Origin of the sequence: Pseudomonas sp. JZ134, from assembly GCF_051027695.1 — a bacterium.
In the GTDB taxonomy this organism is placed as follows: domain Bacteria; phylum Pseudomonadota; class Gammaproteobacteria; order Pseudomonadales; family Pseudomonadaceae; genus Chryseomonas; species Chryseomonas luteola.
In genome coordinates, this window is record NZ_CP069250.1 from 3,905,132 (window position 1) to 3,931,848 (window position 26,717).

Annotated in this window: 29 protein-coding genes; 18 read left to right on the forward strand and 11 right to left on the reverse strand. The window is 58.6% G+C overall.

All coding sequences use genetic code 11. From position 1 onward, the window contains the following. The first annotated feature begins 4 nt into the window (after positions 1-4). From JQR86_RS18160 to JQR86_RS18180, 5 genes are all read left to right on the forward strand, one after another. A complete protein-coding gene (locus JQR86_RS18160) occupies positions 5-487 on the forward strand; it encodes an AAA family ATPase (protein ID WP_434154008.1) in 483 nt (160 codons plus the stop codon). Positions 488-631: 144 nt separating this feature from the next. After that, on the forward strand, positions 632-1,000 hold the full coding sequence (locus JQR86_RS18165; RefSeq protein ID WP_434154009.1) for a hypothetical protein: 369 nt from the start codon (positions 632-634) through the stop codon (positions 998-1,000). An 87-nt stretch (positions 1,001-1,087) separates the two neighbouring features. Next, positions 1,088-1,354: a hypothetical protein gene (locus tag JQR86_RS18170; RefSeq protein ID WP_434154010.1), complete on the forward strand. Its 267-nt coding sequence runs from the start codon at positions 1,088-1,090 to the stop codon at positions 1,352-1,354. Between the two features lie 25 nt (positions 1,355-1,379). Beyond that, the gene (locus JQR86_RS18175) at positions 1,380-2,006 is read left to right on the forward strand and encodes a LysE family translocator (protein WP_010796598.1); all 627 of its coding nucleotides are present in this window, start codon (positions 1,380-1,382) and stop codon (positions 2,004-2,006) included. A gap of 16 nt (positions 2,007-2,022) precedes the next feature. Then, on the forward strand, positions 2,023-2,574 hold the full coding sequence (locus tag JQR86_RS18180; RefSeq protein ID WP_434154957.1) for a GNAT family N-acetyltransferase: 552 nt from the start codon (positions 2,023-2,025) through the stop codon (positions 2,572-2,574). An 11-nt stretch (positions 2,575-2,585) separates the two neighbouring features. On the opposite strand, the gene JQR86_RS18185 is transcribed toward JQR86_RS18180, so the two are convergent. After that, the gene (locus JQR86_RS18185) at positions 2,586-3,464 is read right to left on the reverse strand and encodes a YihY/virulence factor BrkB family protein (protein ID WP_010796596.1); all 879 of its coding nucleotides are present in this window, start codon (positions 3,462-3,464) and stop codon (positions 2,586-2,588) included. A gap of 256 nt (positions 3,465-3,720) precedes the next feature. Here JQR86_RS18185 and JQR86_RS18190 point away from each other — a divergent pair, with 256 nt between their 5' ends. The 5 genes from JQR86_RS18190 (at position 3,721) to ybaL (ending at position 9,502) form a co-directional block, all read left to right on the forward strand. Next, positions 3,721-4,452: a glutathione S-transferase gene (locus JQR86_RS18190; protein ID WP_434154011.1), complete on the forward strand. Its 732-nt coding sequence runs from the start codon at positions 3,721-3,723 to the stop codon at positions 4,450-4,452. 196 nt (positions 4,453-4,648) lie between these two features. Next, on the forward strand, positions 4,649-5,674 hold the full coding sequence (locus JQR86_RS18195; protein WP_434154012.1) for an LLM class flavin-dependent oxidoreductase: 1,026 nt from the start codon (positions 4,649-4,651) through the stop codon (positions 5,672-5,674). A gap of 117 nt (positions 5,675-5,791) precedes the next feature. Continuing rightward, positions 5,792-6,319, forward strand: a complete 528-nt coding sequence (gloA, locus tag JQR86_RS18200) for a lactoylglutathione lyase (protein ID WP_122041061.1) — start codon at positions 5,792-5,794, stop codon at positions 6,317-6,319. A 110-nt stretch (positions 6,320-6,429) separates the two neighbouring features. Beyond that, on the forward strand, positions 6,430-7,491 hold the full coding sequence (locus JQR86_RS18205) for a PA0069 family radical SAM protein (RefSeq protein WP_434154013.1): 1,062 nt from the start codon (positions 6,430-6,432) through the stop codon (positions 7,489-7,491). Positions 7,492-7,795: 304 nt separating this feature from the next. Next, positions 7,796-9,502 (forward strand): YbaL family putative K(+) efflux transporter, encoded by a 1,707-nt coding sequence (ybaL, locus tag JQR86_RS18210; protein ID WP_074821370.1) that lies wholly within the window; start codon positions 7,796-7,798, stop codon positions 9,500-9,502. Positions 9,503-9,538: 36 nt separating this feature from the next. On the opposite strand, the gene JQR86_RS18215 is transcribed toward ybaL, so the two are convergent. Both JQR86_RS18215 and JQR86_RS18220 read right to left on the reverse strand, forming a co-directional pair. Further along, on the reverse strand, positions 9,539-10,009 hold the full coding sequence (locus JQR86_RS18215) for a hypothetical protein (RefSeq protein WP_434154014.1): 471 nt from the start codon (positions 10,007-10,009) through the stop codon (positions 9,539-9,541). 81 nt (positions 10,010-10,090) lie between these two features. Further along, positions 10,091-10,735 carry a hypothetical protein gene (locus JQR86_RS18220; protein WP_434154015.1) on the reverse strand — a complete coding sequence of 215 codons (645 nt, stop codon included), beginning with the start codon at positions 10,733-10,735 and terminating at the stop codon, positions 10,091-10,093. A 171-nt stretch (positions 10,736-10,906) separates the two neighbouring features. On the opposite strand from JQR86_RS18220, the gene JQR86_RS18225 reads away from it, so the two are divergent. From JQR86_RS18225 to JQR86_RS18235, 3 genes are all read left to right on the forward strand, one after another. Then, on the forward strand, positions 10,907-11,305 hold the full coding sequence (locus JQR86_RS18225; RefSeq protein ID WP_074821364.1) for a hypothetical protein: 399 nt from the start codon (positions 10,907-10,909) through the stop codon (positions 11,303-11,305). 487 nt (positions 11,306-11,792) lie between these two features. Further along, positions 11,793-12,503, forward strand: coding sequence for a carbonic anhydrase (locus JQR86_RS18230; RefSeq protein WP_122041066.1), 711 nt, complete (start codon positions 11,793-11,795; stop codon positions 12,501-12,503). A 200-nt stretch (positions 12,504-12,703) separates the two neighbouring features. Next, positions 12,704-14,290: a SulP family inorganic anion transporter gene (locus JQR86_RS18235; protein WP_312271298.1), complete on the forward strand. Its 1,587-nt coding sequence runs from the start codon at positions 12,704-12,706 to the stop codon at positions 14,288-14,290. Positions 14,291-14,438: 148 nt separating this feature from the next. Here the strand turns inward: JQR86_RS18235 and JQR86_RS18240 are convergent, their stop codons facing one another. The 3 genes from JQR86_RS18240 to JQR86_RS18250 form a co-directional block, all read right to left on the reverse strand. Then, the gene (locus tag JQR86_RS18240) at positions 14,439-14,711 is read right to left on the reverse strand and encodes an HU family DNA-binding protein (protein WP_010796585.1); all 273 of its coding nucleotides are present in this window, start codon (positions 14,709-14,711) and stop codon (positions 14,439-14,441) included. Positions 14,712-14,895: 184 nt separating this feature from the next. Further along, positions 14,896-16,050: an NAD(P)/FAD-dependent oxidoreductase gene (locus JQR86_RS18245; protein ID WP_434154016.1), complete on the reverse strand. Its 1,155-nt coding sequence runs from the start codon at positions 16,048-16,050 to the stop codon at positions 14,896-14,898. Between the two features lie 148 nt (positions 16,051-16,198). Further along, on the reverse strand, positions 16,199-16,366 hold the full coding sequence (locus JQR86_RS18250; RefSeq protein ID WP_010796583.1) for a rubredoxin: 168 nt from the start codon (positions 16,364-16,366) through the stop codon (positions 16,199-16,201). Between the two features lie 337 nt (positions 16,367-16,703). Here JQR86_RS18250 and JQR86_RS18255 point away from each other — a divergent pair, with 337 nt between their 5' ends. The 3 genes from JQR86_RS18255 (at position 16,704) to JQR86_RS18265 (ending at position 18,816) form a co-directional block, all read left to right on the forward strand. Next, on the forward strand, positions 16,704-17,078 hold the full coding sequence (locus tag JQR86_RS18255) for a hypothetical protein (RefSeq protein WP_286787222.1): 375 nt from the start codon (positions 16,704-16,706) through the stop codon (positions 17,076-17,078). A 51-nt stretch (positions 17,079-17,129) separates the two neighbouring features. Further along, positions 17,130-18,290 (forward strand): MFS transporter, encoded by a 1,161-nt coding sequence (locus JQR86_RS18260; RefSeq protein WP_150348261.1) that lies wholly within the window; start codon positions 17,130-17,132, stop codon positions 18,288-18,290. 88 nt (positions 18,291-18,378) lie between these two features. Then, complete coding sequence (locus tag JQR86_RS18265) at positions 18,379-18,816, forward strand: VOC family protein (protein ID WP_434154018.1); 438 nt, start codon at positions 18,379-18,381, stop codon at positions 18,814-18,816. Between the two features lie 61 nt (positions 18,817-18,877). On the opposite strand, the gene JQR86_RS18270 is transcribed toward JQR86_RS18265, so the two are convergent. The 4 genes from JQR86_RS18270 to JQR86_RS18285 form a co-directional block, all read right to left on the reverse strand. Next, positions 18,878-19,654, reverse strand: coding sequence for a MetQ/NlpA family ABC transporter substrate-binding protein (locus JQR86_RS18270; RefSeq protein WP_125888148.1), 777 nt, complete (start codon positions 19,652-19,654; stop codon positions 18,878-18,880). 117 nt (positions 19,655-19,771) lie between these two features. Beyond that, positions 19,772-20,551 carry a MetQ/NlpA family ABC transporter substrate-binding protein gene (locus JQR86_RS18275; protein ID WP_434154959.1) on the reverse strand — a complete coding sequence of 260 codons (780 nt, stop codon included), beginning with the start codon at positions 20,549-20,551 and terminating at the stop codon, positions 19,772-19,774. A gap of 89 nt (positions 20,552-20,640) precedes the next feature. Beyond that, on the reverse strand, positions 20,641-21,315 hold the full coding sequence (locus JQR86_RS18280; protein ID WP_434154019.1) for a methionine ABC transporter permease: 675 nt from the start codon (positions 21,313-21,315) through the stop codon (positions 20,641-20,643). Continuing rightward, complete coding sequence (locus tag JQR86_RS18285) at positions 21,315-22,322, reverse strand: methionine ABC transporter ATP-binding protein (RefSeq protein WP_010796574.1); 1,008 nt, start codon at positions 22,320-22,322, stop codon at positions 21,315-21,317. The genes JQR86_RS18280 and JQR86_RS18285 overlap by 1 nt, the downstream gene beginning before the upstream one ends. Before the next feature lie 513 nt (positions 22,323-22,835). On the opposite strand from JQR86_RS18285, the gene JQR86_RS18290 reads away from it, so the two are divergent. Together JQR86_RS18290 and JQR86_RS18295 are read left to right on the forward strand one after the other, a co-directional pair. After that, entirely contained in the window at positions 22,836-24,506 is a 1,671-nt protein-coding gene (locus JQR86_RS18290) for a Na/Pi cotransporter family protein (protein WP_434154020.1), read from the forward strand. A gap of 145 nt (positions 24,507-24,651) precedes the next feature. Further along, a complete protein-coding gene (locus tag JQR86_RS18295) occupies positions 24,652-25,557 on the forward strand; it encodes a D-hexose-6-phosphate mutarotase (protein ID WP_434154021.1) in 906 nt (301 codons plus the stop codon). On the opposite strand, the gene JQR86_RS18300 is transcribed toward JQR86_RS18295, so the two are convergent. Further along, complete coding sequence (locus JQR86_RS18300; RefSeq protein WP_434154022.1) at positions 25,554-26,642, reverse strand: aminopeptidase; 1,089 nt, start codon at positions 26,640-26,642, stop codon at positions 25,554-25,556. The two genes, JQR86_RS18295 and JQR86_RS18300, sit on opposite strands and share 4 nt — an antisense overlap. Positions 26,643-26,717 lie beyond the last annotated feature (75 nt).

Consider the following 26,717-nt stretch of genomic DNA (forward strand, 5'->3'; position numbering starts at 1 on the left):
TGCCATGGAGCTGATCGTATTCATAGGCATCCAGGCCGCGGGCAAATCAACATTTTACCAACGCTGCTTTTTCGATACGCATGTCCGTATCAACCGGGACATGCTGCGCACCCGCCACCGTGAGCGGCTCCTGTTGACGGCCTGCCTGGAAGGCAAACAGAAGGTGGTTATCGATAACACCAATCCCACTGCTGCCGAGCGGGCACGCTACATCGAGCCCGCTCGGGCGGCCGGCTTTACCGTGATCGGTTATTTCTTCGAGCCGGACCCGCGCGGCTGCGAGGCGCGAAATCGGGCACGGGCTCGCCAGGTGCCGCCAGCGGGACTCTTCGGAACCCTCAAACGGTTGGAGCGGCCACGCTCCGAGGAAGGGTTCGATGAGATCCATCGCGTTGTGTTACAGCCGGATGGCCGCTTTCTGATTTCAAGGTATCAGCCACCAGACAGGGCTGATCTAGCACCAACGCCGCCTGGGCCGGATGCTTGAGCACTCTGGCCCAGCCTGTCAGTTTTGAAACGGCATAGACACTTTTCTACCCAGCGAACGATCCGCGGCTACGCTGTTCCTTATCTATTCAAGAAACGTATTAGCCAGCCCTACTGTAGAACGGGCTGATGAGAGGAGCAGCGGATGGTCGAGATCGAAATCGAAGGCAATAACGTCGTCTTCACCGTCAAAGGCATTCACAAGCTGTGGGCACTCAAGAGCCAGCTAACGATCCCCCAATCGCATATCCTGGCGGCTCGCCAGGACGATACGGTCCTGCAGAGCTGGAAAGGCTGGAAGGCGCCGGGCACCAAGATTCCGAATATTCTGACGGCCGGGACCTTCTACCTTGAGGGCGAGCAGGTATTCTGGGATGTCAGCCATGCGGAACGGGCGATCATCATCGACCTGGAAGATGAGCAGTACAAACGTCTGATCATCGAAGTCGAGCATCCTGAAGGGGCCATCGAGCTATTGTCTAGCCTGATCGAGGCCAACAAGGGCAACGTCTGAATAGGCGCGATTCAGGTACTGCCGCACGCTGGATCAACCAGAACACTGCCATACTCTGGAGGTGCCTTTCATGGATAGGGAGTTGCAATGGTCCGCAAGGACGACGGACACTCACTTGAAACCCGCATTATCAGCCTCCTGGCCGCCCTGCCGTTTACCCTGGTAACAGCGGCGCTGCTATGGCTTGCGCTCAATCAGGGGCTGGCTTTCACGGGTGGATTTCTCGGGACAGGATACTTCTGGGGCTGCCTGGGATTATTTTTGCTGGCAGCATTCATCTGGCCCACCCTGTTTCCCGGTTGGCTGGGTATGATCTGGCGTGGCTTTATCCGCCTGTATCACTATTGGGTCTGAACAAGAAAATATCCAAGGACTGATCATGTTTCCAATCGATATCTGGCTCGCCTATACCGCAGCCTGCGCGTTGTTGATCCTGTCTCCCGGCCCGGACAATCTGCTTGCCATTGGCCGTGGCCTGAGCCAGGGTAGCCGGGCCGCCATCGTTTCCGGACTGTCTTCAGGCGTTGGCATCCTGTTTCACGTCACAGCCGCCACCTTCGGCCTGACGCTACTGATGAAAACATCAGCCGTGGCATTTTGGGTCGTCAAGCTGGTGGGCGCCGCCTACCTGCTGTGGCTGGGGATCAAGGTATTGCGCTCGCGCAACCTGATCACCTTCACCCCGGCAGCTCACCAGCCGCTGAAAACCATCTTCCTTACCGGGCTGCTGTCGGCTGTGCTCAACCCCAAGCCGGGCCTGTTTGTCCTGGCCTTTCTACCCCAGTTCGTAAGCCCTGCCCGCGGCTCCGTGACGATCCAGATGCTGGTCTACGGCGCCTGGTTTGCCTTGCTGACCTTTATCGGCTTTTCCATCATGGGCTCCTGTGCTTCGCGGCTGGCCCGCTGGCTAAAGCATCGCCCACGCGTCGTAGGCGGTCTCAATTGGGGTGCGGGTATTGCCTTTATCACGTCCGGCCTGACCGTGGCGGCTCTGCAACAGAGGTAGCCATATGCACCCGCCTCTGGAGCCTGCCCTTTACGAAACGGTCCGCCTGCGGCTTCGCCCATGGCGTGACGAAGACCGTCTCCCTTATGCCGCGCTGAACGCTGATCCAGAAATACGTGAATACTTTCCGGGTGTACTGGATTTTGCCGGCAGCGAGGCCGAGCGTGAGCGTATCCAGGACAGAATCGAACAGCAGGGCTGGGGCTTCTGGGCAGTCGAACTGAAAGAGACAGGCGCATTCATCGGCTTTACCGGCCTGAACGCTTCAGAAGGTCTGCCCTGCTCGCCGTGCGTGGAAATTGGCTGGCGATTGGCCAGGGCCTATTGGGGAAAGGGATATGCCTCAGAGGCCGCGCGTGAAGCCTTGCGCATCGGGTTCGAGCAACTGGCGCTGGACGAGATCGTCGCCTTTACAGCCTTGAGCAATCACCGCTCTCGAGCCGTGATGGAGCGGCTCGGAATGCGAAATACCCAGGAAGATTTCGATCATCCTCGCGTCCCTGCTGGCCACCCCTTGCGCCGGCACTGCCTGTACCGGCTCACCCATGCGGACTGGCAGCGCCCCTGACTTAGAGCGGTTTACTCGTCCAGCTTCTTGTCGCCCTTTTCTTTGCCCTCGTTGGAGTGATGCTCGATCACCGCGTTGATTTCCGCGCCAAACAGCAGCACTGCTGATGAGATGTACAGGTACAGGAGCATGATGATGATCGTGCCGATCCCGCCATACATGGCGTTGTAGTTGCCAAAGTTCTGGACGTAAAAGGCAAAGCCCAAGGAGGCGGCAATCCAAACCACTACAGCGAGCACCGAGCCGGGTGTAATGAACCGAAAGTCCTGCTCCACATCGGGCGCTGCGTAATAAATGATCGCCACGGCCAGCATCAGGAGGATCACAGCAACGGGCCAGCGGATCCAGGTCCAGACCGTGATAAAGACCTGTTCAAGACCAATGTAGCTGGTCAGCCAATTCAGGAACTGCGGGCCAGTAACCATCAGGGCGGCAGCGCTGATGAGCATCAGCGCCAGCCCGATAGTATAAAACACCGACAGTGGTAACCGCTTCCAGACGGGTCGTCCTTCCTCGACATCATAGGCCATGTTCAGGGCCGTCATCAGCGAGCGCACTGCCGCAGAAGCTGACCACAGCGCCACGATGATCCCTACCGACAGCAAGCCGCCCTGCTGATTTTGCTGAAGCTGATCGATCACTGGATTGACCTGCTCCAGTGCCTGCGCTGGCAGGACATAGTTGGCCTGCTCGCGTAGCCAGTTGAAGAAGTCGGGCAGATGCAGAAAGCCCACCAGCGAGATCAGGAACAGAATGAAAGGAAACATCGAAAAGAACATCTGATAGGCCAATGCCGAAGCATAAGTCGCCATATCGTCTTCATTGAATTCCTTGACCGCCCGCTTGAGTACGTCCAGCGGGCCCAACCCACGAAGACTGAATCCCAACATCCCCATCTCCTCTCATACTTTATCTACAGGCAACCGGACTTGGCTGTTTGTAAAGGTGAAGGCATAGCCTTGTAGGGGGTAGACCGGACTGAGCGGCAGATGTCACCGCAGAAGAATCAAACGGCTGTTCGCGCGCCTTCCGCCATAAGCCGAGCAATCCGATACTGTGACGGCTGTTCGTTCGTGAAAACAGGCAAACAACTCCTGATGAGATCGTCTGTCCCACAGGGAGACCCTCATTGAAAGGAGACGAGCAATGCGTTACGAACTGCATTACTGGCCCACCATTCAGGGACGAGGCGAGTTCATCCGCCTCGCGCTGGAAGAAGCCGGCGCTGACTACGTGGATGTGGGCAATGGCTCCGAAGAGGATGGCCTGGGCATGCCTGCCATGGAATCCTATCTGAACGGTGAGGCAACGCCCTTTCCCCCCTTCGCCCTGCCGTTTCTCAAGGCGGGCGATCTGATCGTCTCCCATGTTGCCAATATCCTGCAGTTCCTGGGACCCCGCCTCGGGCTGGCTCCGGAAGATGAGGCCTCACGCCTGTGGGCCCATGGTCTGCAGCTGACCCTTGCCGACCTTGTAACCGAAGCCCACGACATTCATCATCCCATAGGCTCTTCGCTGTATTACGAAGACCAGAAGACGGAAGCCAAGCGCCGTGCAGAAGGGTTCATCAAGGAACGTATCCCCAAGTTTCTCGACTATTTCGAGCACGTTCTAGAGGACAACCCCAAGGGAGATCGCTATCTGGTTGGAGATTCACTCTCCTATGTCGACCTGTCGCTCTTTCAGGTCGTAAGCGGGCTGCGTTATGCCCTGCCCAAGGCCATGCAGCGGATCGAGGCGGATATGCCCAAGGTCGTCGATCTGGTCTCCCGAGTTGCTCAGCGTCCCAATATCAAGGCTTATCTGGCCTCTGATCGACGCCTGCCCTTCAGCGAAAACGGCATCTTCCGTCATTATCCTGAGCTCGACGAGGTGTGATCCAACTGAAGGCTCGACAGATCCGGGCCTTCAGTCCAATCGTTTCCATCGGGTCTGAACATGCCAGACGTGTGCGATCTTTTTGGCATCAACCACCTGCACGCCTTGATTCTCCCGCCTGAGCAGCGCATCGTACGCGACTCTCGGATTCTGTCTGAAAGCGCCTGTTGCGCTGCCGATCATCAAGGAGAGGCCCATGCGGACATTAGCCAAGACCCGCCTGTCGATACTTGATCTTGCCCCTGTCACGGCTGGCCAGTCGGTAGGCGAGGCCCTGCGCAACACCCTTACCCTGGCCGAGCAGGCCGATCGCTGGGGTTATCACCGTTACTGGTTGTCCGAACACCATAACATGGACGGTGTAGCCGCCTCGGCCACCGCCGTGCTGATTGGGCAGGTAGCGGCTGCCACCCACCGTATCCGTGTGGGGGCAGGCGGTGTCATGCTGCCGAACCATACTCCCCAATACGTGGCCGAGCAGTTCGGTACGCTGGAAATCCTGTACCCAGGCCGTATCGATTTGGGTATAGGCCGCTCTCCCGGCGGGGATTACGCCACCATGGAAGCGCTGCGGGTCAACATGATCACGGCGAGCCGGGAATTTCCTGAGCGCGTCCGTGAACTGCTTGCGCTATTCGACGAGGGCACGGAATCAGCCTTGAATACGCAGCCCTTCACCCGTGCCCCAGGCGAAGGGCTGAGCGTTCCGATCTGGATGCTGGGCTCCAGCCTCATCAGTGCTCGCTTGGCCGCTGAGCTTGGGCTGCCCTATGCGTTTGCCGCGCATTTTTCGCCAGCCCGCCTGCATGAGGCGATAGCGGCCTATCGCGAGCATTTCAAACCTTCTCTGCATCAGCCACGACCGCGGGTCATTGTGGCCGTTCCCGTCATGGCGGCGGATACCCGGTCTCGGGCCGAGCGCCTGATGCACTCCCTGTATCAAAAGGCACTGGATCTCGGACGCGGCCATTCCAGTCGGCTGAAGCCACCGCCTGAAACGATGGAGTGGACGCCTCAAGAGCGGCTGGCCGTGGAAGACCAGTATGCAGCGGCCATCATTGGAGACCCTGATGAGGTGCGGGCAGGTTTGCAGAAATTGCTGGAAAGCACCCAAGCCGATGAACTCCTGATTCATACCGAGACCTATGACTTTAAGGAGCGTCTGCGGTCCTATGAGATCGTCTGGCAGGCAAAGCAGCAGGCTCTGCTGGAATCGTCCTGATCCTCAACGGCCTTCGTGGCCATTTGCCACAGCCAGGGTCTACTCAGCCTAACGACACGCGAAAGTGATAAGCTGGCTATCTAAGTAACGTCTGGATTGATCGTCTGGAGAAATACGATGACCTTGAATGAACTGAACAACCTGCCGGGCGTCACGGCCCAGCCTGACGCGGCCACTGCCGAATACGTCTACAACCACACCATGGTCCGGGTGAAGGATATCGAGAAGTCCCTGGACTTCTATACCCGTGTCCTGGGCTTCACCATGCTGGAGAAGAAAGACTTTCCGGCTGCCAAATTCAGCCTGTACTTCCTGGCACTGATTGCCGACAAGTCCCAGATCCCGACGGATCCGGAAGAGCGTCACCGCTGGCGCAAGTCCATTCCAGGCATTCTGGAGCTGACCCACAACCACGGCACCGAAGATGATGCGGACTTCAGCTACCACAGTGGTAACAGCGATCCGCGCGGTTTTGGCCACCTGTGCGTTGCCGTACCGGATATCCACGCTGCTTGCGCGCGCTTCGAAGAGCTGGGCGTTACCTTCCAGAAGCGTCTGACCGACGGCAGCATGAAAGACATCGCGTTTATCAAGGACCCCGATGGCTACTGGGTAGAAATCATCCAGTTCACGCCGGTCGCGTAAGACCGTCAGGACGGCGCCCTGCGCCGTCCTGCCTTTTTCTGCCGTACCCTCTTTAATACCTGCTCAAGATATACTGTACATCCAAACAGTATATATTCTGAGACAAGGTCATGACCCATCAAAAGCCTCCACGCGGTCGGGGGACCGGTAGTAATCCGCACAACCGCTATGCCCCTACCCGTTCGGAAGCCTATGACGATGGCTGGTTCCAGGATCTTCCTCCCACCCAGGCAACCGAGATTCGGCTGGAAACGGCCAAGACGGTTATCTCGCGCAATACCTCGCCGGACATTCCCTTCGAACAGTCTCTTAATCCCTATCGCGGCTGCGAACATGGCTGTATCTACTGCTATGCCCGTCCAACCCACGCCTATTGGGACCTCTCGCCCGGCCTCGACTTCGAGACCCGGCTGATTGCCAAGACCAATCTGGCCGAAACTCTGGAGAGGGAGCTGTCCAAACCGGGTTATGTCTGCAAGCCCATCGCCATCGGGGGTAATACCGATCCCTATCAGCCCATTGAACGCGAGCAGCGCCTGACGCGCCAGGCGCTTGAGGTACTACTCCGGTATCGGCATCCGGCCACGATTATTACCAAGGGTACGCTTATCCTGCGTGACCTTGACCTGTTGAGCGAGCTGGCGGCCCGTGGCCTGATCAAGGTCGGGATCAGCCTGACCACACTGGACGATGAGCTGAAACGTACCTTGGAGCCCAGGGCAGCGGCCCCGTCCGCGCGGCTCAAGGTTATTCGCACCCTGCGTGAGGCCGAGGTTCCGGTTGGCGTCATGTGTGCCCCGATTATTCCAATGATCAACGACCGCGAACTGGAGCATCTGCTTGAAGCGGCCCATGACGCCGGAGCCCGCTCGGCAGGGTATGTTCTGCTGCGCCTGCCGCGGGAAGTGGCTCCCTTGTTCGAGGAATGGCTTGAAGCTCACTATCCGCAGCGTGCGGCCCACGTCATGAGCCTGATTCGCCAGAGTCGAGGTGGTGAGGTCTACGACAGTCGCTTTACCACGCGCATGCATGGCGAAGGGGTATTTGCCGATCTGCTTGAGCAGCGATTTCGTATCGCCCTGCGCCGCCTGGGCCTGAATCGTCGCGAAGCACGCATCTCGCTGGACTGCACCCAGTTCAGCCCTCCCGGTCAGCAGATGCCACTGTTCTGACCTTTGCTGGTAAAGCGTGCGTAATATCGGGAAATATCTGAGATAACCCTGAAAACGCTTTATTCAGACACGCTGAAAAGAGAACGGCAACTTTCAGCCTTTACCGCTTGTCCTTACTACACCCTGCCTGGCCTTATAAGGTTTGGCGCCAGCATTTTTGTAGCTATAACTCCAATACGGTGCGTACTTTATCGCTGCGTGCATGATGCCTTGAATATCTGAGCGCCATGGTGAGGCCAGTCCATAGGCTGGGTCTCCAAGCCTTGCGGGTTCTTTTTGCCCCAGCCCCACATGGAGCCACCGCATGCATGAAATGCCCCTGATTACTACCTTGGCCGCCGGCTTGGTTCTGGCCTTTTTTCTGGGCCTCCTCGCCAACCGCCTGCGCCTGCCTCCTCTGGCGGGCTATCTTCTGGCCGGCGTACTGGCCGGCCCCTTTACGCCAGGCTTTGTAGCCGACAGTGATATTGCCCATGAGCTGTCCGAAATCGGTGTGATTCTGCTGATGTTTGGCGTAGGCCTGCATTTTTCCATCAAGGACCTTATGTCGGTCCGCAAAATCGCGATTCCCGGTGCCATTGGACAAATTGCCGTAGCCACGCTTATGGGGATGGGCCTTGCGCACCTCCTGGGCTGGGGGTTGGGTGCAGGGCTGGTCTTTGGCCTGTCACTCTCGGTCGCCAGTACCGTGGTGCTGCTCAGGGCCATGGAGGAACGACAAATGATGGAAAGTCGCCGTGGTCGCATCGCCGTCGGCTGGCTCATCGTGGAAGACCTGATGATGGTACTGGCGTTGGTTCTGCTACCGGCGCTCTCCGGCATGCTGGGCGGCAAGGCCGCCGAAAGCGACACTAGCCTGAGCATGCAACTTCTGCTGACGCTGGTGAAAGTGAGCGCCTTCGTAGCGCTGATGCTGATCGTGGGCCGGAGAGTCGTTCCGTGGCTACTCAAGCGTGTCGCCCGCACCGGATCACGGGAGTTGTTTACCCTCGCCGTACTGGCACTGGCCATGGGGATTGCCTTTGGCTCATCGGTCCTGTTCGGCGTGTCCTTTGCGCTGGGTGCCTTTTTTGCCGGCATGGTCCTGAACGAGTCGGAACTCAGTCACGAGGCAGCCGACAATTCCCTGCCGTTGCGTGAAGCCTTTGCCGTGCTGTTCTTCTTTTCCGTCGGCATGCTGTTCAATCCGGAGGTGCTACTCTCGCACCCGCTGCACCTGTTGGCCACAGTGCTGATCATCATCGTTGGCAAGTCCCTGGCGGCGCTGATCATCGTACTGCTGGCCCGGCGCCCGCTCAGCGTAGCCCTGACCATTTCAGCAAGCCTTGCCCAGATTGGTGAGTTTTCATTCATCCTGGCAAGCCTGGGCGTCAGCCTGGAGCTGCTGCCTGAGGAAGGCCGTGACCTGATTCTGGGCGGTGCGATCATTTCCATCATTCTGAACCCTGCGCTGTTCAGCATTATCGACCGTCTCCAGCCATGGCTCGAGCGACGCGAAGGGCAGGCGCTTCCCAATGCCAAGGCGCCCCATGCGCCCGAAGTGGTAGAGCCGCCACCCATTACCGAAACCGATCATGTGGTCCTGGTCGGCCATGGTCGGGTTGGCAGGCTGGTCAGTGCTCGCCTGCGCCGTGAACACATGCCGTTCGTGGTGATCGAGAATGATCGCGATCACATCGAGGAGCTGCGAGCAGATCAGATCAGTGCCGTGCTAGGTAATGCTGCGCAGCCGAACGTGCTTCAAAAGGCTCATATCGAGCAGGCGCATACGCTGCTGATCGCCATCCCGAACGGGATTGAGGCCTGCGAGGTCTCGAGGCGTGCGCGAGAGCTGAATGCGTCCCTCAATATCGTTTCCCGCGCCCATTACGACGAGTTGGTGCAGCACCTGCAGGAAAGTGGCGCCAACGTTGTCATTATGGGCGAGCGCGAGATTGCCCGAGGTATGTTTACCGAGCTGGGCCTGCCCACCCAGGAGCGTGGAGAAGACCTGCATCCGCATCCCGGCTAATAGGTGACAGCGGGAGCCCGCCGGCTCCCGCCCTGTCTACTTGAGCGACTTGTATTCGCCCTTGGCAGCCTCGCGGTAGTCATAGGTCGGATAGAACTCGGTATGAAAGGAGCCCCAGGCGCCCTTTTCCACCGCCATGTTCACGTCCGGCAGTTTGTCCGGCGGTACGCGCAGGGTCACGATCTGACCAATCCCCATCACGACATACCAGGACACCACCTCCGTGCCCGGCGGCGGAAAATTGTCAAAGAAGCCCTGACGCCTGAGCTCCTGCTTGGTTTCGGTCAGCGGCTTGGACTGGTCGTGCTTTAGAATAATGGTCAGCAGCACGCCTGAAGCCGTGCTCCCCGACGTGCCTGTATCGGCTGGCGAGGCTGGTGACGATGCAGGCATCGGTTGCGTGGTCTTTTCAGGGCTGGACGGTGGCTGTGACGGCTCGGCCGCCAAGGTCAGTGTGGCCAGCAGGCAAGCCGGAAGGGCAAGGGCGATACGTCGGGCAAATCTCACTGCGGGTTCTCCTTGAAGGGCACATCAAGCCCTCTGCACAGCGTAGTTCAGCCTTGAGCATCCTTCCTGTCGGCAATTCTGTTACAGCTGCCTGGCCAGCAGCCACTGGTAGATTCGTATGTCCCGATAAGCCAGGCGAGCAGCGCCTACATGGTCCTGCCCCTGATCCAGATACAGGCGGTCTCCCTCCTGGGAGGTCTCAGCCGAGGTCAGGCCCAGGCGGCTGATAAAGGCGGGCGTTGCCCGGCGCGTCACCTCGCCAACACTGATCCAGACCGGTCGTTGAGGATCGGATTGAGGCACGCGCGTCAGGTCTACCGACCATAACGCCGCCCAGAAAGCAGGTTGGGAGAGCGCCAGATCGAATACACCGTTTCCGCCAAAGCTAAAGCCGGTCAGGTAGGTTCGCCTGCGGTCGCCGTGATGAACTGTCTGTACGTCTGCCACAAGGCGGCTGACCTCATCAGCAAAGCGATGCCAGCGATCACCCTTGGATGGCATCTGTGGCGCCACCACGATAAAGGTCTCCCTTACCTGTTCCGGATTGCCCGGGTTGAGCGGGCCATGCACGGTCAATGCCTTATGGATCGGCATGGGTGCGCCCTCATCGTAGCCATGCAGAAAACAGAGCACCGGCCAACCTTCCGTGGGTGGAAGGCCCTCGGGCACGGAAAGCAGATATGGCAAGGCAGCCGACTCGATCAGCTGGATATCAGGCAACGGCATAGGGCCTCCAAAAAAACCAGGCGTATAAACGGTTGGACCTTGCGTTCCACCTGACACTCACCCCCTGCCCATGCCGCCGGTCTAATGGTGGACTGCCGATCGCTGGAACGAGCCGAAGGCCTCTTTCTGTGGTCAGGAGTTATAGCCACTACCTGAATTACAGGAGGAACCATGCAAAAGCTGAAGGTTGATTGGGATACTACCCGTGACGTACTACGCGCAGGCACCCGCGAGGACAGCGTCTCGGTACGCACCATTGCGGTAGACGTTGCCCGCCGTCAGGACACATCTGCCGATGACCCTCAAGTCATCGAAGCCATTCTCAAGGCAGCAGATGAACTGGTCCGCAACGGCTTTATCGACGCGCCTTATCCGTTCGAGAAAGATTCGGAGGTCAGGGGTATCAAGCCGCTGGGGCAAGAGCTGTTCGAGTGGATGGAGGATGAGCACAAGTGGAATCGGCTGCGTCCTGCATTGGAAGAGGCCCTGCAGAGTGGTCTGGGCGCCGATCATCAGTACCTGAGTGCTAACGCGCTGGACGCGGCCATGCGCGGAATCGGTATCCGCTGATCGGATTTCGCTGGGCAGGTTGATGATCTACCTGCCCGGTATCTTGGTACTGCCGTACTGCTTTACCTGATAACCCATTACACTTTTATCTCCACCTCAAGCCGTGCAACGTGGCGCAATAGACATTTGCTCACTTCAGCATTGAATAAAAATGTTCTATCTGTGAACTATTCCAGATTTAACCCCTGTCTTAAAAATCCAATAGCTCCAAAAACCCCTTTTAAGCAATTAGCCACCACATGATGGCTATTTGATCGCAATAAAATTTGGAAATATCTTCAAACTGTTCCTTTCACTACTTTTTCTTCAGGGTGAATTAAGCTTCGCGCTCTAGGCTTGCTTCGAGCCTGGGGCATATGCCCAACGCTACGTGGTCCGGAGGGTTTCGGGATTAAGCTGTAACCAGACGTTGGTGGGCAACGTCTGCTTCAAGCAGTACCCGATCGGACAATGGTTAGTTGTTTCGTCCACGTAAAGAGGTTGGACCATGAACGAGAAAAACATGAACGTCCCTTGTGCGGATGACGCCTTGCAACAAATTGTCGATGGCTTCAAGCGCTTTCGAAAGGAAGTGTTCCCAGAACAGGAGGAGTTATTTAAAAAGCTAGCCAATGCACAATCGCCACGCGCCATGTTCATTACGTGTGCCGACTCGCGCATCGTGCCTGAGCTGATCACCCAGAGCTCCCCAGGCGATCTGTTCGTTACCCGTAACGTTGGCAACGTCGTTCCGCCCTATGGGCAAATGAACGGCGGTGTTTCGACGGCGATCGAGTACGCCGTATCGGCCCTGGGTGTCCAGCACATCATTGTCTGCGGTCACTCCGACTGCGGCGCCATGAAAGCGGTGTTGAATCCGGCCTCGCTGGAAAAAATGCCTACTGTGAGAGCTTGGCTACGCCATGCTGAAATTGCCAGAACGGTTGTTGCCGACCACCAGATGTGTGAACACACTCATGATGGGGAGCTGAACTTCCTCACCGAGGAAAACGTTGTGGCGCAGTTGACTCACCTGCAAACGCATCCATCTGTGGCTTCGCGTCTGGCAAGTGGACAATTGTTCATTCACGGCTGGGTCTACTCGATCGAAACCAGTGAAATCAAGGCATACGACGCTATCGAAGGCCGCTTCCGTCCCCTGGATGGAGAAGGTCCGATGCCAGTCGCCACGCCACGTCCCCGTTTGAACTCAAACTGATCCAAGCCTTCGGCGCGCCTTGCGCGCCGAAGTCGCCAGCACCTCAATAAAAACAACATAGCTGGTCATTTTCAGACGAGGCCCATGGCTGCCTGCAGTTATGGGCGCTGTCCGTCTTCGTGTGGGTAAACGACTTTGCCAGATCCGGTTAGGGAGGGCTCTGGCACAGGTTGCTATGCGTTTTTACGGAGGATAGGACCATGCTCGGAAACACTTCTGCAGCATCACTCAAGCAGACCTTTCCACGCGATGCCTTGGCCTCGCTGGTAGTCTTTCTCGTTGCCCTGCCCTTGTGCATGGGCATCGCCATCGCCTCCGGAATGCCGCCAGCCAAGGGCTTGGTGACCGGCATCATTGGTGGCCTCATCGTCGGCTTTCTGGCCGGCTCCCCCTTGCAGGTCAGCGGCCCGGCCGCAGGGCTTGCCGTACTGGTATTCGAGCTGGTCAACCAGCATGGCATGAAGGCCCTCGGGCCGGTGCTGATCCTGGCCGGGATCATTCAGGTCGCAGCGGGCTTTGCCCGGCTGGGCGCCTGGTTCCGCGTCACCTCGCCTGCCGTGGTGTATGGCATGTTGGCCGGTATCGGTATTCTGATTGTCTTGTCCCAAGTCCATGTGATGCTCGATGCCTCACCGCAAGCGTCGGGCCTTTCCAACCTGGTCGGTTTTCCGAAGGCGGCCGTACAGGCAGCCAGTGAATGGGGCGGACACGAGGGCAGCGGTGCCTATGCGGCCATGCTGGGTATCGCCACCATCGCCATCATGTGGCTTTGGGAGAAGAAACGGCCACATTCGCTACGCTTTTTGCCAGGCGCGCTGATCGCCGTAACGGCAGCTACGATGGCCAGCCTGTGGATGAATCTGGACGTCAACCGGGTCAACGTGCCGGACAACCTCGGCGATGCCATTGACTGGATCACCTTTGCCGACCTGGGCATGCTGACCAACCCGACACTGTTCATGGCAGCGGTTGCCATGGCGTTTATTGCCAGTGCCGAAACGCTGCTGTCCGCCGCAGCGGTTGACCGGATGCACCAGGGGCCCCGTTCCCAGTTCGATCGTGAGCTGTCAGCCCAGGGCGTCGGTAACCTGCTGTGCGGTATCGTCGGTGCGCTGCCTATGACCGGGGTAATCGTTCGTAGCTCGGCCAATGTCCAGGCCGGCGCTAAAACACGTGCATCGGCCATTATGCATGGCGCATGGCTGCTGGCGTTCGTCGCCGCGCTCCCCTTCGTGCTCAAGCAAATCCCGATTGCCAGCCTGGCAGGCGTCCTGGTCTACACCGGTGTAAAACTGGCCAGTCCTTCGGCGTTGCAAGGCCTGAAGCAGTATGGACGTACGCCTATCCTGATCTATGCCGTGACGGCGCTGACCATTGTCTTTACCGACCTGCTCACGGGTGTCGTTCTAGGCTTTGCCCTGTCGGTAGCCACCCTGGCGTTCAAGGCCTCACGCCTTAAAGTGGCTCTGGTCTATGACAAGGAAGACGAGACCCAGGCAGAACTGCGCATGAGCGGCTCGGCCACCTTCCTGAAGGTGCCCAAGATCACTCAAGTGCTGGAAGGCGTTAAGCCGGGTACAACCCTGCATGTACCACTGGATCGCGTGAGCTATATCGATCATGCCTGCATGGAGCTGCTGGCAGACTGGGAACGGACCAACGAGTCCAATGGCGTCAAGCTGATCATTGAGCCTCGCGCGCTCAAGCGTCGTCTGGAAGGTCGCTACCATAAAGCGGCTTCGCTGGGCGGATCACCCTCGACAGGCGCCGTGCAGACGGCCGCCTAGCCTGTGTGTCCGGCGGGTACAGAGGTGCCCGCCGGATAGTTAGACGCAGATGCCCTGTAGCGGTGAGGTTCGGGTATGGCGGTCTGGAAGGCGGGAGAGGGCCAGACAGTTCATACCCAGCACGCCGATACAGGCAGTGCGCAAGGGATCAGCTGATGCTGTCGCGCAAGGCCTTGCCGGGCTTGAAAGCCACGGTATTGCTAGCGCGAATCTTGACCGGTTCACCGGTTTGCGGGTTCTTGCCTGTACGGGCTCCGCGATGGCGGGGAAGGAAAGTACCGAAGCCTACCAACGTGACGTTATCCTTGCGGTGCAATGCATTGGCAATTTCATCAAGCACGGCATTGAGAACGGTATTGGCCTGTTCCTTGGAAAGACCGACTTTTTCAGCGATGGCGCTGGCGAGTTCCGGTTTGCGCATAAAGATGCCTCTTGTAGGTGTTTATTGTTGTTGTATCCGTACTCTCCACCCCTTGTCTGGAGCGGAGCAGCCGCGTTTAAGCAGGCACTCTGAGCATGGCACGGCCCAAACCCGCGCGCCAGTCGCATTCAGCGCTTTTTCCATACGACTGACGCGTCTTGAATGTAACGCTGTATTTCAGTCATTACGCCAGAACGGGTGGTAATTGCTTGTTTAACGCCAATTTTTCGCTGACGGCTGCTCCGCTCAAGGCATAACCCAGCAATTTACCTTCACTATCAATGCACAACGCCTTGATATTCGCTCCACTTCCCTCAACCCGCCATTCACCCTTGGCCCCTTTGTTGACCAATGCGACAACCAGCGGGCAGGCTGGCGTTTTTACCATTACTGGCATCGGACCATAAGTAACTGCCGTGGGCTTTCCGGCCAGCGTCTGGGCCAGAGCACGGGCACAGGCCATCAACGGCATCACATACATCAGGCTTTGCCCTTCCACTTCGGCGCAGTCTCCCAGGGCATAGATGTTTTCATGGGAGGTACGCAGCTCGCGATTGACCACAATGCCGCGCTCGACCTCAAGGCCTGCCGCCTGCGCCAGATCAACCCGTGGTTTGAGACCTACAGCCGACACCGCTACGTCGCACGGTAGAGTCGCACCATCGGAAAGGTGCGCCAGATACCCATCCCTTTCGCGCTCCAGCCGTGTCACCGTCTGCCCCAGGTGAAACCGTGCGCCAATGCTTTCCAACCCGCTCTGAACGGCTGCTGCCACCTCGGCAGGAACAAGATTGGGCATGACCTGCTCACACGGGGCGACCACATCCACGTCATAGCCGCCGCTTCGCAGGTCATTGGCAAACTCACAGCCAATCAACCCGGCCCCCAGAATCAGCACGCGCTGCTTGCCTTCAGCTGCCTGACGAAAACGGGCATAGTCCTGCAGGTCGTTGATTGGGAAGAAAGCGTCCTCGCACCCTCCTGCAACGGGCACCTGAATAGGTTCTGCGCCCCAGGCCAGGACAAGGTTTTCGTAGCGAACCTCTTCCTCACCTAGCCAGATTCGCTTGTGGCCAGGGTCGATAGCCGTGACGCGGGTATTGGTAAAGATTCGGGCATTGAACTGCTCAGCCATTGCCCCCGGCTCCGCCATGACTAGCTCATCCGGCTGCTTGTTCTTGGCGTAGCCGTTGGACAGCATGGGCTTGGAATAGGAACGCCCGTCATCGGCCGTAATCATGAGTAGAGGCGTCTGGCTATCGAGCTTGCGCCATTCCTTGGCCAGGTTGTAGCCCGCCAACCCTGTGCCGATGATGACCAGGGGTAAAATTTCGCTCATAACGTTCTCTCTGCGTTGGTTCAGGCGTGGCGTCACCGGGCGCCCCGCTCAGATAGGTTCACGCATTATTGAATGTGTCGCCGGGCCTGTCATCAGTACAAACCCGGGACGAAGACAGCAACCGGTCGGCCGCTTGGGAAGGAGCGGATCAGGCGATCTCGATCATTTCAAAATCGGATTTGCCGACGCCGCAATCCGGACACATCCAGTCTTCCGGAACATCCTCCCAACGGGTCCCAGGCGCAATACCATCATCCGGCCAGCCTGCCGCTTCGTCATAAATGTAACCGCAGACAATACATTGCCACTTACGCATCGTTATCGTGTCCTTAAAAACTCATCAGGGCTGGTGATCAGGTGAGGCTCTGGGCATCACACGTGTCACCGGTTCTTCTCAGCCTATCGGAAACGTATTTTCTCCTCTAGTTCATCTGTCCTGCGTGTCACGCATGACCACTAGCGCACAACAGGCGCGCGCCTGTATACAAACGCTACCGGCAGATATCGTCCAGCCATTACACTGCGCATGCTCGTCAGCTGCCGCGAGCCGCTTAACCTGTGTTGCCCTGTAAACGGTGGGTGCCAAGCGTTAGCCACCGAGGCAAGAAAGCCAACAAACAGGCCCTGCCTGTCTGCACTTACCGGTAACGAACATGACCCGTCGCTTCAGTCAAACCAAACGCCGCGCTGTTGCACACGCCATTCTGGCCATGGACAACAGCTGGATTGCTCATTTCGGCGATTTGGGGCTAAGCGATCTCAGCTACTCCGACCTGTTCATCAACATGTGGCAGCGGCAGGATCAATCCCTGCGCAAAACCGATCTCTATGCCTTCATGCCCAGCATCAGCCGGCGCACCGCCGTCAAATATGTCCAGCATCTGATCGACCGGGGCTATCTGACTGAAACCAATGGCGATGTTGACCGTCGGGTGCGCTGGGTCAGCCTGACGCCGGATATCGTCGACCGGCTGGAGCATTTCTGCGATGCCGCCTGCGAGCATTTCGGCAAGCTGAACAAGGCGTAACTCTCGCCGGTACGTGCTGTCCTATTACCCTCTGCACCACAAGGAGCGCTCATGCGCTGGGGGACCTATTTTGCCGTGCTGGGCGCCATCATCAGTGTGGGGCTGGCATTGGGCATCACCATGCCGCTGGTATCATTGAGGCTGGAAAACTGGGGCTACGGCCCGTTCGCCATTGGGTTCATGGCGGCCACGCCGGCCATCGGCATCATCGTGGGGGCCGGTATAACCGGACGCCTGGCCGCTCGTATCGGTACGCCGCGGCTGATGCAGCTCTGCCTTCTGGCGGGTGCGCTGTCCGTACTGCTGCTGTCCCTCCTGCCCTATTACAGCGTCTGGGTACTGCTCCGGTTACTGCTGGGCGTTATTCTGACCATGATCTTCGTGCTCGGTGAAAGCTGGATCAACCAGATCATCGTTGAACAGTGGCGCGGCAAACTGGTGGCGTTGTATGGCAGCGCCTATGCCCTGAGCCAGCTGACCGGCCCCCTGGTTCTGACCCTGATTGGCACTGAAGGCAACGGCGGCTTCTGGATCAGTACCGCCCTGCTCATCATGGGCTCTCTTGCGCTTGTAGGCCGCAGCGGTGCGCCTAAAGCCAGCGATCATGGCTCCATTGGCCGCGGCCTTTTGCGCTTTTGCCGGCAACTCCCCGCCATCGCCTGGGCTGTTGTGCTATTTGCCGCCTTCGAGGCCATGATGCTGACACTGCTGCCGGTGTACGCATTGAACCAGGGCTTTGACCAGCGTACCGCCCTGCTCATGGCCAGCACGGTCGTGACCGGAGACGCCCTGCTACAACTGCCGCTGGGCGCACTGGCTGACCGTGTTTCGCGCACCGGTCTGTTCAAGGCATGTGGTGTCACACTGCTGCTGACCAGCCTCGCCATGCCGCTCCTGCTGCACACCACCTACATCTGGCCGTTACTGGTGATCTTTGGTGCCAGCGCCGGTGGTATTTTCACCCTCGCCCTGATCCTGATTGGCGAACGTTACCGGGACGCCGAGCTGGTCCAGGCCAATGCCCGTATCGCCCAGCTCTGGGGATTCGGCTGCCTACTCGGCCCCTTAACCACTGGAGCCGCCAGCCAATGGCTGACCGGCCACGCCATGCCTTTGCTGCTGGCTGCGGGGGCGCTGGTCATGATCATTATCGTGCAGATCCGCGGCGCTTTACCGGTGCCCGAAGCTGAGTCCTTCGAAGGTTCAAAATGAGACAGGCTTTACTCAATCTTTACCTACCTGGCCTCAGCCTAGCAGGCTCAACGAGATACCCTTAGGTGACTAGTCATGGATATTTTTGATGTTTTCAAGCGAGCCTATTACCGTCTTACGCCGTTCCGATTACCTCAGACTTGTTGTTCCGTCACTGGCTGAGTCGCTGAATTTCTGGGCGGTTGCCCTTGGCTTCACGCTCACTCGCCGAAGCGAATCAGCTGCTGATGAAGCGCTTTCGAGCCTCCAGGCGACCGCTGTTGCCGAGCTGGAAGCTCATGACTACCGTGTGCTGCTGATCGAGCAGCCTGTTCCTGTGCATCAGCTACCGGAGCCTGAAATCCCTGCGGTCGTTCCCCTCCTGTTTCAGGTCCATGACCTTGAGGTGCGACTGGTGCACATTCGCAAGGCGGGGTATGAGGTACCAGCGCCCCGTATCATTACCCAGGGTCCCCGTGAGGGCTGGCAAGTCGTGACGATCCACGGGCCCGATCAGGTTGTAGTTGAGCTGATGCAGCCCGGCTAATCCGGATCGTACCCATAAAAAAGCCCGCCGGTTCAGGGCGGGCTTTTTGTTATCGAAGCGATCAGAACGCCGGAGCAACCGCACCGTTGTACTTGTCTTCGATGAATTTCTTGGTTTCCGGGCTGGTCAGGGCCTTGGCCAGCTTTTGCATGGCATCGCTGTCCTTGTTGTCCGGGCGGGCAACCAGCAGGTTGGCATAAGGCGACTCCTTGCCTTCCAGCAGCAGCGCATCCTTGGTCGGGTTCAGCTTGGCTTCCAGCGCATAGTTGGTGTTGATCAGCGCCAGGTCCACCTGGTTCAGCACACGCGGCAGCGTAGCGGCTTCCAGCTCCTTGAACTTGAGCTTCTTGGGATTGGTGGCGATGTCACGCGGGGTCGCCAGGATATTGGAGTTATCCTTGAGCGTGATCAGACCGGCTTTTTCCAGGAGCAGCAAGGCACGGCCGCCATTGGTGGCGTCGCTGGGAATGGCAACGGTTGCGCCTTCCTTGACCTCATCCAGGCTTTTGACCTTCTGGGAGTAGATACCGAACGGCTCCACATGCACTTGAGCGACCGGTACCAGATCGGTTCCGCGGCTCTTGTTGAATTCGTCCAGGTAAGGCTTGTGCTGATAGAAGTTGGCATCCAGACGCTTCTGGGCCACCTGCAGGTTGGGCTGAACGTAGTCAGTGAAAATCTTGACGTCCAGGTCCACGCCTTCCTTCGCCAGCTGGGGCTTTACGAATTCCAGAATCTCGGCATGCGGAACAGGCGTTGCCGCCACGCTCAGCTTTTCTGCCGCATGGGCAGTGACGGCGGCAGCCAGCAGGGCAGCAGCGGCAATCAGTTTCTTCATGGTCAAACTCCTCGGCAGATTCAAAAGCATGTCAACGACACGCGGATCAGTCCAGGAGATGGGGGTTCAAGGTCTACCCCTCAACCCCTCTCCTCATACCCGATCAGGTCATTACGATCAGAACGCGGGAACAACGCCACCCTGATATTTCTCCTGAATGAATTTCTTCACTTCAGGCGTGGTCAGGGCCTTGGCCAGCTTCTGGATGGCTGGATCGTTGGCTTTTTCCGCACGGGTGTACAGGTAGTTGGCGTAGGGCGACTCGGCGCTTTCGATGAACAGCGCATCCTTGGTCGGTACCAGCTTGGCCTGCAGCGCATAGTTGGCGTTAATCAGCGCCAGGTCCACCTGGTTCAGTACACGCGGCAGCGTAGCGGCCTCAAGCTCCTTAAACTTCAGGTGCTTGGGGTTATCCACGATGTCGCGCTGGGTAGCAGAGATGTTGTTCGGGTCTTTCAGGGTGATCAAACCCTGCTTGGCGATCAGCAGCAACGCGCGACCCGAGTTGGTCGGATCGTTGGGGATGGCAATGGTCGCGCCGTCTTTCAATTCGGAAATCGACTTGATCTTCTGGGAATAGGCGCCAAACGGCTCGACGTGTACGGCTACGACCGGCACCTGATTACTGTCCTTGTTGCTCTTCTGGTAGGACTCGTAATAGGGCTTGCTCTGAAAATAGTTGGCATCGACCTGCTTCTGGTCGGTCTGGCGATCCGGTTGGATATAGTCGTTGAAGACCTTGATCTCCAGATCTACACCTTCCTTTGCCAGCTGGGGTTTGACCAGCTCAAGGATTTCCGCGTGGGGAATAGGGCTCGCTGCCACCTTCAGGGTCTCGGCATGAGCCGCTGTCACCAGACCAAAACCAAGCGCAACGGAAAGCAGGGTACGTTTCAGAGACATAGCGGATTCCTTTCGAAAATAAGAGGGAACAGCGTGTAATGCTAGTGTTTTCCGCCGGACCTTGAGGCCTGGCGGACAGCCTGTTAGCGGCGGCTGAACTTTACAACCAGGCGGTCACCGACCATCTGCAGCACCTGTACTAGGATCAGCAGAAGTACGACGGTGACCACCATGACATTGGTCTGGAAGCGCTGGTATCCGAAGCGGATCGCCAGATCACCCAAACCACCGCCACCAATCACGCCCGCCATGGCCGTGTAGGACACCAGCGCAATCGCTGTAACGGTTGCAGCGGCGATCAGGCCAGGCAGGGCCTCGGGCAGCAGGGTACGGGTCACGATCTGCCAGAGGCTTGCGCCCATGGCCTGGGTTGCCTCGATGATGCCACGATCCACTTCGCGCAGCGCCGTCTCGACCAGACGTGCCAGGAAGGGCGCAGCCCCCACCACTAGCGGCGGAATAGCACCCTCGACGCCCAGCGAGGTGCCGATCAGCCATACGGTTATCGGGATCATCAGAATCAACAGGATAATGAAGGGAATCGAACGCAGGACGTTCACCAGGAACGACAGCAGGCCATACACGATGGGCTGTTCCAGCAACTGGCGCTTGCCGGTCAAAAAGAGCAGAACGCCCAGCGGCAAGCCGAGCAGTACGGTAAAGAACATCGACCAGCCCAGCATTTGCAGGGTGTCGAGGGTAGCCTGCCAGATTTCGGCCCAGTCGATATCGGCAAAAAAGGCGAGAAAAGCGTCCATCAGCGAATGACCTCCACGGTTACATCAGCGGCGTCGAAACGAGCCAGAGCGGCGTCCAGATCCCCTCCCACGAGGGCAATGGTCAGCTGGCCGTAGGGTTCTTCGCGAATACGGTCGATTCGACCGCCCAGAATGCTGTAATCCACGCCGGTTTCCCGGGCTACCTGACCCAGGAGGGGCGCATAGGTGGCTTCGCCACGGAAGGTCAGGCGCAAGATACGACCCTCCACATGGCTGTAGGACGACATCAGATCGCCCTCGTCCACGTGTTCGGCCTCGAACACAAAGCGCCGAGTGGTGGCATGCTTGGGATGCAGGAAGACATCCGCCACTGTGCCCTGCTCGACAACTGTGCCGGCATCGAGTACCGCCACGCGGTCACAAACGCGACGGATCACATCCATTTCATGGGTGATGAGCACAATGGTCAGACCCAGTTCACGGTTGATCTCCGCCAGCAGCTGAAGCACCTGTCCGGTGGTCTGCGGGTCGAGAGCACTGGTGGCCTCGTCGCACAGCAGGATTTTCGGCCGCGTCGCCAGCGCACGGGCAATGCCGACCCGCTGTTTCTGGCCGCCCGAGAGCTGTGCCGGGTATTTGCGGGCATGGTCGGTCAGGCCAACACGGGCTAGCAATTCATCCACGCGCGCGTTGATCTCGGCGCGGGAATGTCCGCCTGCCAGCTCAAGCGGCATAGCGATATTGGCCGCCACGGTCTTGGATGACAGCAGATTGAAATGCTGAAAGATCATGCCGACACGACGGCGGAAGGCACGTAGACCGGCGCTGTCCAGCGCGGTGACGTCTTCGCCATCCACAATGATCCGGCCGCCGCTGGGTGCTTCCAGCCGGTTGATCAGGCGCAGCATGGTGCTCTTGCCGGCCCCGGAGTGGCCGATGAGGCCGAAGACTTCGCCCGCCTCGACGCGCAGGTTGGTCGACTGGAGCGCCGGCACCTGGCGACCTGAAACGAGGTAGGTCTTTTGAACGTTCTGAAATTCGATCACTTAACGCGAAACCTTGTGGGTATTGCTGTAGGCGTGGTCAGCCCTGATAAGCGGCTGTGCCTCCTGATTTATCGATATGACGCTGGCAAAGCGCCCACATAAACGCACAGTTTACCGCGGCTGTTTATATCTTCTTAATATTTGTTTTCTAAATGCAGCGGCAAAAATGGCATATGGACGCGGCGGCGGACTATAACGCACCCCTGACGCGAACACCTTACCTTGTGTCGAGTCACAATCAGTCAGACGCCATGTTCAGCGAAAACGCTCCCGACATGGACCGCTCCGCCTGTCAAGCCAGAGCGTCTACGCCGCCTTCAGGCACTGTGGAGAAGCAAAGCGCTTCTACTGCAGGGTGAACATATTCTCCCTACAGGCGACTAACCCTGTATAGCCCCGACTACCGTCCTGCCGTCTCAGCAGGCGCTGCGGCCTGCATGGCATATGAATGTGAAACTTTTGTTACAGCCTGGCCAGGCAGCCGGGAAGCAGTTGCGCCGGGAGGGCGCCTGAATGCTTACACTACTGAACCTTCTCTCTGCGGTGGCCCTGCTGGTATGGGGAACGCACATCGTCCGGACCGGCATCATGCGGGTCTACGGGGCGAACCTGCGTCGCGTACTCAGTCGCAGCGTACGTCACACCCCGCTAGCCTTTGCCGCTGGCATTGGCGTTACCGCACTCGTGCAAAGCAGCAATGCCACGGCGCTGCTGGCAACGTCCTTCGTAGGCCAGGGGCTTATGACCCTCAGGCCTGCCCTTGCGATCATGTTGGGCGCCGACGTAGGGACGGCACTAATGGCCCGTGTGCTCACCTTTGATCTGTCGTGGCTTTCTCCGCTGTTGATCCTGGTGGGCGTCATTCTTTTCATTGGTCATAAGCAGTCCCGCCCCGGGCAATTGGGCCGGGTGGCGATCGGGCTGGGACTGATCATTCTGGCGCTGGAGCTGATCGTAGCGGCCGCAACACCCATGACCCAGGCTGCAGGCGTCAAGGTGCTGTTCTCCTCACTGACCGGAGACGAAATGCTCGACGCCCTGACCGGGGCTCTGTTTGCCATGATCTCCTACTCCAGTCTTGCGGCTGTCCTGCTGACGGCAACGCTGGCCGGCTCAGGCGTCATTTCGCTGAAAGTAGCCCTCTGCCTGGTGGTGGGTGCCAATCTGGGCAGCGGTCTTCTGGCCATGTTGAGTGCGTCCCGCCAGACACCGGCCGGTCGACGGGTAGCCCTGGGCAGCCTGCTGTTCAAGCTGGCCGGCTGCGCGCTGGTACTGCCGTGGGTCGACACCGTGGCCGACTGGATGGACAACTGGGAGCTGGCGGCGGCAGAGCTAGTGATCGGCTTCCACGTACTCTACAACCTCGTCCGCTGTGTGGTGTTCCTGCCCCTGACACGTCCGATGGCGCGCTTCTGTACGCTCATCCTGCCGGATCGGCCGCAGGCAGACATCACCATGAACCCACGTCATCTGGATACGTCCGTACTGGATACCCCCGCCCTGGCGCTTGCCAACGCCGCCCGTGAGGCGCTGCGCATGGGCGATGTGGTGGAGCATATGCTCACGGAGCTGATGGCCTTGATAAGCGGTGGCACCAAGGCCCAGGGACGGGAAGTCCGCCGCCTGGATGATGATGTTGATGCGCTCTACACCGCCATCAAGCTCTATCTGGCCCGTATTCCGCGAGAAGATCTGGGGGATCGGGACAGCCGTCGCTGGGCGCAGATCATCGAACTGGCCATCAACCTTGAGCAGGCCGGAGATATCATCGAGCGCATGGCCAGTGATTTGGAAAACAAGAAAATCTCGGCCAATCGCTCCTTTTCCGAGCAAGGCCTTGAAGAACTCGCCGCATTGCACGGCCACCTGATGGCCAACCTGAGGCTATGCCTGTCAGTCTTTCTGTCTGGCGATGTCGACTCGGCCCGTCGCCTGCGGCGTGCCAAGCAGCGCTTTCGCGTCCTGGAGCGGCGGTACGCCCACGCCCATGTGGAGCGCCTGCACCATCAGGTCGTACAAAGCATCGAGACCAGCTCGCTACACCTTGGCCTGCTGTCAGACATGAAGCGTCTCAATTCGCTGTTCTGCAGTATCGCCTATGGCGTCCTGGAGCAGGCGGAATCCGGATATGAGACCGAGCACGCAGCTTCAATGGAAACCCCACCCGACCTTCATGAGTCGTAGCCTTCGAAACGCACACCGTGGCGCAAGATAGCGCTACTCTACTCACCTTATCCGGCAGGTCTTGTCATGTCCTGCCGGAACCGATTGACGCGGCCAAACCGAACAGGCCCAGCGCTCACTGATAATAACGACCAAGGAATTATTGATGACCCAAGCCGCTCCCCTCGTTGAACAGATCCAGAAGGGCGAATTGCCCTGCTGGCGTATCCGTATCGGCCGTGCCGAAGCCGTCATTGCCTGCCAGGGCGCCCATATCCTCAGCTTCGGCCTTGATGGCGAGCAGCCGATCATCTGGGACAATCCGGATGCCGAATTCATTCATGGCCAACCCATTCGTGGCGGCGTACCGGTCTGCTGGCCCTGGTTTGGCGATATCAAGCGCAACCCGCCGGCCGTTCAGCACATGCTGACCGAGGTAGAAGGCGCCCCGCAGCATGGCCTCGTTCGTCAGGCCGGGTGGGCAACCGGTGACATGGATGTGGATGTGGACCGCGTCCGCCTGGACTTCCACTACCAGACCTCTGCTGCCCACATGCCCGGCTGGCCCCATGCCGCCGATTTAACCCTGTCGGCTGAGGTAAGCGATCGTCTCACCATGACGCTTACTACTCGCAACATTGGTGATCAGACGCTGACCCTGAGCCAGGCCCTGCATACCTACTTTGCCGTGAGCGACTCCCGTCAGGTCGGTATCGAGGGCTTTACCCACGCTGACTACTACGATTGCCTCGACGGCTGGGAACGCAAGCGCCAGAACGGCGAGCCGGTCATCGACCAGGAAGTGGACCGCGTCTATCAGGGTCTGCCCTCCCGCCTGGGGATTCGTGACCCTGAGTGGAATCGCCGTATTTTCATCGAGACCAAGAACACCTCGTCCGCGGTGCTATGGAACCCCTGGATCGAAAAATCCAAGCGTCTGACACCGTTCGCCGATGATGCCTGGCAGCGCATGCTTTGCATCGAGACCGCCCGTGTCATGGACGATGTGATGGTGCTGGCTCCCGGCGAGACCGGTCAGATCAGCGCCACGCTCTGGAGTGAACCGCTCTAATCGTTCTGTTCTGCCTGCCGCTCCGCCAGGGCTTTCAACCGAGCCTGGCGGTCGACGGCTGGTAACGCTGCCAACGCCCGGACACGTGCATAAAAGGCTGGCCAGTTTCCGGGATGCTCGGCATACAAGGCAGCAAAGGCCGGCACCCACTGCTCATATAGCCCGAACGGCAAGAGCTTTGCGTTATTTAGCGGACCCGCCATCCAGGCATCAAAGCGGTGATCGCCTCGCCACTGCGTATCCCTTAGCTGTGCATAGTCACGCCGCATCGTCTCGAATACCTTGCCCTTTGCTTGTCGCATCGCCTCGACTACAAGCGGCTGTGCATAAAGCGACTCAAGCTGCTTACGTGTATCCAGTATCAGCTCTACGAACTGCCGGTACTGTTGTTCGCGGAGCGGATCAGGTGGCGGCAACCCTTGAGCCGCACGCCATTGGCGAAGCCCTTCCTGCTGGACGAAGTTGGCATAGGACTCATTAAAGGTCGTGTCGTCCTGCACATAGAGGTTCTGATGGGCCAACTCGTGGAAGATCGTTGCAATCAACTGATCGTCGTCCCAACGCAGCATGCTGCTGAGCAGCGGGTCATCGAACCATCCCAGCGTCGAATACGCTGGCACACCTGCCACATAGGTATCCCACCCCTTGGCCTTAAGCGGCTCTGCCGCCTTTTGCGCTGCCTCTTCATGGTAGTAACCGCGATACGCCACGCAACCGGCAATGGGAAAGCAATGCGTCAGGGGCGAGAGTGAGAACTCCGGTGCTGCAAAGACATTCCAGACAACGTAAGGCCGGTCCAGCTTTACGAACAGACGATAGCTGCGATTATCCGGCAAGCCCAATTGCCGACTGGCGAACTCGCGGGCGCGCAGGGCCAGCTCAAGGCGACGCCTCAGGGCCGGATCGGTAGAAGGATCATCAATGACCTGGATGATGGGTGTGCGCTGCCATAACAAGGCCGCCTGCCCTTTTGCCATCTGCCCGTAATATCCGACAGACGAGCAGCCGCACAGCCAAAGGGCCGCGATAAATGGAACCCATCTCAAGCTTTTAAGGTCGACTTGGGCTAACCAGAGACGGGACATGGTAAATAACCTGGAGCGCCGGTATGAGGAGGCGACACTCTAGTATGAGTATCGGCCCCATGGAAACCGGCACTG

What these genes read in the sequence shown, in the direction of transcription:
- ybaL (WP_074821370.1), top strand. Translation starts at nt 7,796, where the DNA reads ATGCATGAAATGCCCCTGATTACTACCTTGGCCGCCGGCTTGGTTCTG.
- JQR86_RS18270 (WP_125888148.1), bottom strand. Translation starts at nt 19,654, where the DNA reads ATGAAGAAACTGATTGCCGCTGCTGCCCTGCTGGCTGCCGCCGTCACT.
- JQR86_RS18245 (WP_434154016.1), bottom strand. Translation starts at nt 16,050, where the DNA reads ATGAGCGAAATTTTACCCCTGGTCATCATCGGCACAGGGTTGGCGGGC.
- JQR86_RS18280 (WP_434154019.1), bottom strand. Translation starts at nt 21,315, where the DNA reads ATGGACGCTTTTCTCGCCTTTTTTGCCGATATCGACTGGGCCGAAATC.
- JQR86_RS18295 (WP_434154021.1), top strand. Translation starts at nt 24,652, where the DNA reads ATGACCCAAGCCGCTCCCCTCGTTGAACAGATCCAGAAGGGCGAATTG.
- JQR86_RS18260 (WP_150348261.1), top strand. Translation starts at nt 17,130, where the DNA reads ATGCGCTGGGGGACCTATTTTGCCGTGCTGGGCGCCATCATCAGTGTG.
- JQR86_RS18205 (WP_434154013.1), top strand. Translation starts at nt 6,430, where the DNA reads ATGACCCATCAAAAGCCTCCACGCGGTCGGGGGACCGGTAGTAATCCG.
- JQR86_RS18175 (WP_010796598.1), top strand. Translation starts at nt 1,380, where the DNA reads ATGTTTCCAATCGATATCTGGCTCGCCTATACCGCAGCCTGCGCGTTG.
- JQR86_RS18220 (WP_434154015.1), bottom strand. Translation starts at nt 10,735, where the DNA reads ATGCCGTTGCCTGATATCCAGCTGATCGAGTCGGCTGCCTTGCCATAT.
- JQR86_RS18185 (WP_010796596.1), bottom strand. Translation starts at nt 3,464, where the DNA reads ATGTTGGGATTCAGTCTTCGTGGGTTGGGCCCGCTGGACGTACTCAAG.
- JQR86_RS18250 (WP_010796583.1), bottom strand. Translation starts at nt 16,366, where the DNA reads ATGCGTAAGTGGCAATGTATTGTCTGCGGTTACATTTATGACGAAGCG.
- JQR86_RS18195 (WP_434154012.1), top strand. Translation starts at nt 4,649, where the DNA reads ATGCGGACATTAGCCAAGACCCGCCTGTCGATACTTGATCTTGCCCCT.
- JQR86_RS18160 (WP_434154008.1), top strand. Translation starts at nt 5, where the DNA reads ATGGAGCTGATCGTATTCATAGGCATCCAGGCCGCGGGCAAATCAACA.
- JQR86_RS18265 (WP_434154018.1), top strand. Translation starts at nt 18,379, where the DNA reads ATGTTTTCAAGCGAGCCTATTACCGTCTTACGCCGTTCCGATTACCTC.
- JQR86_RS18235 (WP_312271298.1), top strand. Translation starts at nt 12,704, where the DNA reads ATGCTCGGAAACACTTCTGCAGCATCACTCAAGCAGACCTTTCCACGC.
- JQR86_RS18255 (WP_286787222.1), top strand. Translation starts at nt 16,704, where the DNA reads ATGACCCGTCGCTTCAGTCAAACCAAACGCCGCGCTGTTGCACACGCC.
- JQR86_RS18170 (WP_434154010.1), top strand. Translation starts at nt 1,088, where the DNA reads ATGGTCCGCAAGGACGACGGACACTCACTTGAAACCCGCATTATCAGC.
- JQR86_RS18300 (WP_434154022.1), bottom strand. Translation starts at nt 26,642, where the DNA reads ATGTCCCGTCTCTGGTTAGCCCAAGTCGACCTTAAAAGCTTGAGATGG.
- gloA (WP_122041061.1), top strand. Translation starts at nt 5,792, where the DNA reads ATGACCTTGAATGAACTGAACAACCTGCCGGGCGTCACGGCCCAGCCT.
- JQR86_RS18225 (WP_074821364.1), top strand. Translation starts at nt 10,907, where the DNA reads ATGCAAAAGCTGAAGGTTGATTGGGATACTACCCGTGACGTACTACGC.
- JQR86_RS18165 (WP_434154009.1), top strand. Translation starts at nt 632, where the DNA reads ATGGTCGAGATCGAAATCGAAGGCAATAACGTCGTCTTCACCGTCAAA.
- JQR86_RS18240 (WP_010796585.1), bottom strand. Translation starts at nt 14,711, where the DNA reads ATGCGCAAACCGGAACTCGCCAGCGCCATCGCTGAAAAAGTCGGTCTT.
- JQR86_RS18230 (WP_122041066.1), top strand. Translation starts at nt 11,793, where the DNA reads ATGAACGAGAAAAACATGAACGTCCCTTGTGCGGATGACGCCTTGCAA.
- JQR86_RS18190 (WP_434154011.1), top strand. Translation starts at nt 3,721, where the DNA reads ATGCGTTACGAACTGCATTACTGGCCCACCATTCAGGGACGAGGCGAG.
- JQR86_RS18290 (WP_434154020.1), top strand. Translation starts at nt 22,836, where the DNA reads ATGCTTACACTACTGAACCTTCTCTCTGCGGTGGCCCTGCTGGTATGG.